Here is a 6,768-nt window from a genome sequence, read left to right as displayed (position 1 = left end):
GCATGTGTTTCATGCACTGGCTTTTAACACACTGTTGAGTTCTCAAGAAACGGACGCGTACTTCCTCACCAGAACCCGTTCCCGGATCCCCGCTCAGAGGCGTTCATCTCGTCTACTTAATCTTAGCAGGTCCGCCGATTTCGTGTCAAATTCGGAGACTTGAACAAACCGGACCAAACCTGCCTAGGATTGGATGCCTCGTTTCCGAGGCAACCCTCGTAACTTACCGTGTCATCCGGCACCTGTCGAATCAACCGATTATTCGGCGTGCTTCGGGCGCCAGAGGACAACCCATGCCAAAGCGCGTTGAAGCGCCTCGACCGAGGTGGCTTGTCATCTCAAGGGGCTTGTCCTGGGGCCCGTCCGCCTGATCGGCGTCCGGCTCGCTCCCGGGGACGAAGTGAAAGATTAGGTCGCGATCCGCGACACGTCAAATCGCCGTACGGCAAGCATGGCGGAACGCGGGATGGCGATGCTCGTCACCCGTGCTGCGCGAGCCGTCGTCGACGAAGGCTCGCCCGCAGCCGGGGCGGATGGCGACTGGCTGTGGGAGGGAGTGATCGGCGAGTTCGGGGACGGGGCTGGGGAAGCGCGGTTAGGGGTGAGAGTCAGGCCAGCTCGGATGACGGAGCCGACGGGGTGGGGTGGGGCGTTCGGACGCTCTGGGGGCGGGGAGCGGGACGGTCTGCGCCACTTGCCGCTCTGAGGTGCGGGGTTGTGTTCGGCGGCTGGGCTTCAGCGCGTTCGTTACGAAGGCGGTGACCGGCGTGTGGAGGCGGTGGGGAGGCCGGGACGCCGACCTGGTTGTTCGGACGGCTGCCGGGTTCCGAGTGCAGGGCGGGGGTTCTGAGGGACGCGTATTCTGCCCCGGTGACCACTGCCGCCACACTTGCCCCCTCAGTCCGACCTGCGACCCGTCTGCGTTCCTCTGCCCCTTGGTGGATGGCTTTGGTCGCGGGGGCGGTGGCGTTCTCCGGGACGGGGGCGGCCACCCTGAACGGTGACGAGCTGGCCACCATCAGCGCGGCTTCCCGTTCACTGGCGGGGTTGTGGGAGCTGGCCAGGAACATCGACGGGCACTTCCTGCCGTACTACCTGTTCATGCACTTCTGGGTTAAGGCCGGCACGGCTGAGCTGTGGCTGCGGCTGCCGTCGGCGGTGGCGATCGGGGTGGCGGCCTGGTTCCTCGCGGACCTCGGAAGGCGTCTGCACAGTGTGCGGGCGGGGGTGATCGGGGCGGCGCTGTTCGCGATCCTGCCGTCCGTCTCCTATTACGGGGCTTTCGCCAGGTCCTACGCGTTCGCGGCGGCTGCGGTGGTGTTCTCGTTCTGGGCGCTGCACCGGGCGGTGGAACGTCCGGACGGGGGGCGGTGGGTGACGTACGGGGTGGCGGTGGCGCTGGTGTGCTGCACGCATCTGTTCGCGGTGCTGGCGCTGCCCGCGCACCTCGCCCTGGTGCGGCGTGGGGTGCTGGTGCGGATGGCGGTGGCGCTGGGGATCGGAGGTCTGCCCGCGGTCGTGCTGGGACTGGTCGGGTTCGGGGAGCGGCACGCGATCAGCTGGATCCCGCAGCGGGGGCCGGAGGTGTGGCTCAAGTTCCCGAAGATGGCGGCGGGCTCGACCGGGGCCGGGGTGCTGCTGTTCGTGGTCGCGCTGGCCGGCGCGGTGGTGCTGTGGAAGTCGACGGCGGGCCGTGATCGGATGCGGGACGGCGGCAGCGGGTCGGCACTGCCTGATCAGGTGTGGGGGCATGGTGACGGTTCCGCAGCCTCTGGCCAGGCGTGGGGGGACGGTTCCGCAGCCTCTAGCCAGGTGCGGGGGGACGGTTCTGCGGCGTCTGGCCGAGTGCGGGGGGATGGTGGTGGTTCGGCGGGGCGGGATCTGGGGGCCGGAGAAGGTCGGCGGTGGGCGGTCGCGGGGGTGGGGTGGCTGGTGTTGCCGCCGCTGCTGCTGCTCGCGGTCTCGCATCTGGTGACACCGGCGTACGTGGACCGGTACCTGTTCGTGACGGCGCCGGCGCTGGCGTTGCTGGCGGGGGTGGCCGTGGCGGGGGTGCCGCGGTTCCCGGTGCCGGCGGGGGTGGCCCTCGTGCTGGTGGGGGGCCTGCTCGCGGCTTCCGACCAGGTGACGGTACGCGAGGAGAACGGGCGGTTCGAGAACATCCCGTGGGCGTTGCGGGTGGTCAAGGCGGAGCCCGAGGACGCGATCGTGTACGGGCAGAGCCAGCTTCGGGCCGGGTTCGAGTACTACGCGGACGCGGCGATGCCGGACGACGTGCTGAAGACGGGTGACGTGCCGGACGCCGACGGGTTCGGCTACCCCGAAAGGTCGGAGGTCGCGGCGGCGTTGAAGGGGCGCGATCGGGTCTGGGTGGTGTGGCGGGGCACCAAGCAGGCGGGGTTGCAGGGCGACTCCGTGCCGCGGGTGGCGCAGGTGAGGCAGGCGGGGTTCGAGCCCGTGTCGGTCAAGCATTCGGCGGATCTGCCGGGGCTGACGGTGGCCCTGTTCGAACGGAAACCAGAACGGAAACCGGAACGGAAACCAGCGCGGACCCCGGCGCGGACATCAGCCCGAAAGTAGGACGGGCGGGGCATCCCGGCGGCCCGCTTCGCCATGCGGCAGTGGGCCGCGCAGGGCTCGCCTCGCCATACGACAAGTGGACCCCGCAGGGTTCGTCCAGATATACGGAAGGCGGGCCCCGGAGGACCCGCCTTGCCATACGACAAGTGAACCGCGCAGGGCTCGTCCAGGCATACGGAAGGCGGGCCCCGGAGGGCCCGCCTCGTCGGTCGGGATCAGGCGACCTCGACACCGCCGATCGACTTCTTGCCGCGGCGCAGGACCATGAACCGGCCCGCCAGCAGGTCGGACGCCTCGGGCACGTACGCCTCGTCAGTGATCTTGACGTTGTTCAGGTAGGCGCCGCCCTCCTTGACCGCGCGCCTGGCCGCCGACTTCGACTCGACCAGCCCGCTGTCGGCCAGCAGGTCGACGAAGGACGCGCCGAGTTCGGCGACGGTGGCCTTGGGGACCTCCGCCAGGGCGGCCTCCAGGGTGGCGGCGGGCAGGTCCTCCAGCGAACCCTGTCCGAACAGCGCCTTCGACGCGGCCATGACCGCTTCCAGCTCGGCGCGGCCGTGGAGCAGCTCGGTGAGGTCTTCGGCCAGCGTGCGCTGGGCCTCGCGGGCGAAGGGGCGCTCGGCGACCGCCTTCTCCAGCTCTTCGATCTCCTCGCGGCTGCGGAACGTGAACACCTTCAGGTAGTGGATCACGTCGCGGTCGTCGGAGTTGAGGAAGTACTGGTAGAAGGCGTACGGGGAGGTCATCTCGGGGTCGAGCCAGAGCGCGCCGCCCGCCGTCTTGCCGAACTTGGTGCCGTCGGCCTTGGTGATCAGCGGCTGGGTCAGGACGTGCACGTGGCCGCCCTCGATGCGGCGGATCAGGTCGGCGCCCGCCGTGATGTTGCCCCACTGGTCGCTGCCGCCGATCTGCAGGGTGCAGTTGTAGCGGCGGAACAGCTCCAGGTAGTCGTTGGACTGCAGGATCTGGTAGCTGAACTCGGTGTAGCTGAGCCCCTCGCCCGCGAGCCTGGCGGAGACCGACTCCCTGGCGAGCATGCGGTTGACCGGGAAGTGCTTGCCGATGTCGCGCAGGAAGTCGATGGCGCTGAGCTCACCGGTCCAGTCGAGGTTGCTGACCAGGCGGGCCGGGTTGGACTCGGCGTCGAAGTCGAGGAACTTGCCGACCTGGCCGCGCAGGCGCTCCACCCACTCGGCGACGATCTCGCTGGAGTTGAGGGAGCGCTCGGTGTTGCGGCCGCTCGGGTCGCCGATCAGGCCGGTGGCCCCGCCGACCAGGCCGATCGGGTTGTGCCCGGCGAGCTGCAGGCGGCGCAGCGTGAGCAACGGCACGAAGTGGCCGATGTGCAGGGACGGCGCTGTGGGGTCGAAACCGGAATAGACCGTGATCGGTGCCTTGGCCATGGACGCGCGCAGGGCGTCGAGGTCGGTGGACTGGGCGATCAATCCTCGCCACGCGAGGTCGTCGATGATGTCGGTCACGGTGATGTGGCTTCCCTGAGTCGGAGTCGGTGCCTTTAGCCTGCCCGATCGGTGTGCCGGCGCGCCACTTGGATACGCTCGGTGTCCATGTGGAGGGTCCGTCGCGAGCTGGCCGTTTTCAAGATCTTAGGGGCTCTGGCGTGCGCCGGGCTCGCCGTCTTCTGGTGGGTGGCCGGGGACGTGCGCGGGGTGATCCTCGCGGTGCCGGCGGCCGTGCTGGTGGGCGGGATGGGGCTGCGCGACGTGCTGGTGCCGGTGCGGCTGTCGGCCGACGCCGACGGGATCACGGTGGTGCACGGGTTCGCCGGCCGGCGGCACGTGCCGTGGGCGGCGATCGAGGACGTCACAGTGGACGTGCGCAGGCGGTTCGGGTTGCGCAGCGAGATGCTGGAGATCGACACCGGCGACCACCTGCACGTCTTCAGCGCTCACGAGCTGGGTGTCTCCCCCACGGAGGTGGCCGCGGAGCTGCGCCGGCGCGGCACGTGAGCGCGGTACGGCGAGACGGTCGGGTCGCCGTCGATCCAGAACCGCCACGGGGTCTCCTTGGCGGTCGAGACGCCGGTGCGCGGGCCTGACCGGATCGTGTCCGGGTCGGCGGGGCGGCCTTCGAGCACGGCGGCCGACCCGTGGGGCTGGCCGGTGAGCCTGGTGGCGTGCTGCGGCCCCGGGCGGGTGAGCCTGGTCGCGTGCTCCGGCCCGGGGCCGGAACGCCCCGGGTCGCCGGGATTCCCGAGGTTCCCGGTGAGGGGGCGCAGGGCGGCGGGCGAGCCTTCCCAGATCGCGTCGAGGCCGTTGTGCTCGCGCAGCAGGCCCAGCGCGACGGCCAGCCGGGCGGGCCCGCGGGCGAGATCACGGTCCGGCAGCCGTGCGCGCCGGCCGGCGGCCGGGGTGCGGCGGGCGCGGGCGTCGTCCAGGCCGGCGACGATCTCGCCGGCGCGGACCAGCACGGCCGAGCCGTGGCCCTCGGGCAGGCAGACGAGGTTCGCGCAGAAGTGCATGCCGTAGGTGAAGTACACGTACAGGTGGCCGGGCGGGCCGAACATGACGGCGTTGCGGGGTGTCCTGCCGCGGTAGGTGTGGGCCGCCGGGTCCTCGCCGGGGCCGCCGTACGCCTCGACCTCGGTCAGGCGGACGGCGACCGGGCCGTGCACGAGGACGCGGCCGAGCAGGTCGGGCGCGACCTCGTGCGAGGGCCGGTCGAAGAAACTCCGCGGCAGCGGCGCGGCGCTCAGTTGCCCGAGGCCCATGCCGCCTGCGCGTCGACCGCCTCGCGCAGGGCGACGAGCTGGTCGCGTACGCGGTCGGGCGCGGTGCCGCCGTGGGCCTTGCGGGCCGCCAGCGCGCCGGGCACGTTGAGCACGTCGCGGACGTCGGGCGTCAGGTGCGGCGAGACCTTGGCCAGCTCGTCGTCGGTCAGGTCGCCGAGGTCCTTGTCGTTGACCTGGCACCAGACCACCAGGTGGCCGACGGCCTCGTGCGCGTCGCGGAACGGCACGCCGCGCCGCACCAGCAGCTCGGCCAGGTCGGTGGCCAGGGCGAAGCCGTCGGGGGCCGAGGCCTCCATGCGGGCGGTGTTGACGCGCATGGTCGCGACCAGCCCGGCCATCGCGGGCAGGACGAGCAGCAGCGTGTCGACCGAGTCGAACACCGGCTCCTTGTCCTCCTGCAGGTCGCGGTTGTAGGTCAGCGGCAGGCCCTTGAGCGTGGTGAGCATCGACATGAGGTTGCCGATCAGGCGGCCGGACTTGCCGCGGGCCAGCTCGGCGACGTCGGGGTTCTTCTTCTGGGGCATGATCGACGAGCCGGTGGAGTAGGCGTCGTCCATCTCGATCCAGCGGAACTCCTGCGAGGCCCACAGGACGATCTCCTCGCCCAGCCGCGACAGGTGCACGCCGATCATCGCCGCGTCGAACAGGAACTCGGCGGCGAAGTCGCGGTCGGCGACGGCGTCCATCGAGTTGGGCGCGGCGGCGGAGAAGCCGAGCTCCTCGGCCACGGCCTGCGGGTCGAGCGGCAGCGAGGAGCCCGCCAGGGCGCCGGAGCCGAGCGGGGAGACCGCGGCGCGCTTGTCCCAGTCGGTGAGGCGGTCGATGTCGCGGGTGAAGGCGTGGACGTGGGCCAGGAGCTGGTGGCCGAAGGAGACGGGCTGGGCGTGCTGCAGGTGCGTCATGCCCGGCGCGGCGGTCTCGGCGTGCTGCTCGGCCTGGGCCATCAGCGCGGTCTCCAGCTCGACCAGGCGGGAGACGATGCTGCGCACGTGGTCGCGGAGGTAGAGGCGCAGGTCGGTGGCGATCTGGTCGTTGCGGCTGCGGCCCGCGCGCAGCTTGCCGCCGAGCGAGCCGAGCCGCTCCAGCAGGCCGCGCTCCAGCGCGGTGTGCACGTCCTCGTCGGCCACGGTCGGGCGGAACTCGCCCGCCTTGCAGGCGGCCTCCAGGTCGTCGAGCGCGCCGATCATGCGCTCGAGCTCCTCGTCGCTCAGCAGCCCCGCCCTGTGCAGCACGCGGGCGTGCGCCCTGGACGCCGCCAGGTCGTACGGCACCAGCCGCCAGTCGAAGTGCACGCTCACCGACAGCCGGGCCAGCGCGTCGGACGGACCGCTCTCGAAGCGCCCGCCCCACAGCCGCATCGGCTTGCCATCACTCACCGTCATCTCCTCCATTTCCCACGCGACCATAGTGCAACTCAGCCCTTCTTTGCGTCAGGG

General features: G+C 71.0%; 5 protein-coding genes. 2 read left to right on the top strand and 3 right to left on the bottom strand.

Going from position 1 to position 6,768, the window contains the following annotated elements:
• Positions 1–942 precede the first annotated feature (942 nt).
• Positions 943–2,580, top strand: coding sequence for a glycosyltransferase family 39 protein (locus tag AB0J71_RS28520; RefSeq protein ID WP_364416860.1), 1,638 nt, complete (start codon positions 943–945; stop codon positions 2,578–2,580).
• A 215-nt stretch (positions 2,581–2,795) separates the two neighbouring features.
• Here the strand turns inward: AB0J71_RS28520 and tyrS are convergent, their stop codons facing one another.
• Positions 2,796–4,061 (bottom strand): tyrosine--tRNA ligase, encoded by a 1,266-nt coding sequence (gene tyrS, locus AB0J71_RS28515; RefSeq protein WP_352330051.1) that lies wholly within the window; start codon positions 4,059–4,061, stop codon positions 2,796–2,798.
• A gap of 87 nt (positions 4,062–4,148) precedes the next feature.
• Here tyrS and AB0J71_RS28510 point away from each other — a divergent pair, with 87 nt between their 5' ends.
• Positions 4,149–4,550, top strand: a complete 402-nt coding sequence (locus AB0J71_RS28510; protein ID WP_352330053.1) for a PH domain-containing protein — start codon at positions 4,149–4,151, stop codon at positions 4,548–4,550.
• On the opposite strand, the gene AB0J71_RS28505 is transcribed toward AB0J71_RS28510, so the two are convergent.
• Positions 4,490–5,311, bottom strand: coding sequence for a DNA-3-methyladenine glycosylase (locus AB0J71_RS28505; RefSeq protein WP_364416858.1), 822 nt, complete (start codon positions 5,309–5,311; stop codon positions 4,490–4,492). The two genes, AB0J71_RS28510 and AB0J71_RS28505, sit on opposite strands and share 61 nt — an antisense overlap.
• Positions 5,293–6,714: an argininosuccinate lyase gene (gene argH, locus AB0J71_RS28500; protein ID WP_352330308.1), complete on the bottom strand. Its 1,422-nt coding sequence runs from the start codon at positions 6,712–6,714 to the stop codon at positions 5,293–5,295. Before argH ends, AB0J71_RS28505 begins: the two co-directional genes overlap by 19 nt.
• Positions 6,715–6,768: the final 54 nt, after the last annotated feature.

Origin of the sequence: Nonomuraea sp. NPDC049637, from assembly GCF_040675235.1 — a bacterium.
Classification (GTDB): domain Bacteria; phylum Actinomycetota; class Actinomycetes; order Streptosporangiales; family Streptosporangiaceae; genus Nonomuraea.
This window is presented reverse-complemented; position numbering and strand designations above follow the sequence as displayed.

Bases quoted from the DNA above. Each gene is read 5' to 3' on its own strand.
- AB0J71_RS28520 (WP_364416860.1), top strand. From the start codon at position 943: ATGGCTTTGGTCGCGGGGGCGGTGGCGTTCTCCGGGACGGGGGCGGCC.
- AB0J71_RS28510 (WP_352330053.1), top strand. From the start codon at position 4,149: ATGTGGAGGGTCCGTCGCGAGCTGGCCGTTTTCAAGATCTTAGGGGCT.
- AB0J71_RS28505 (WP_364416858.1), bottom strand. From the start codon at position 5,311: ATGGGCCTCGGGCAACTGAGCGCCGCGCCGCTGCCGCGGAGTTTCTTC.
- argH (WP_352330308.1), bottom strand. From the start codon at position 6,714: ATGACGGTGAGTGATGGCAAGCCGATGCGGCTGTGGGGCGGGCGCTTC.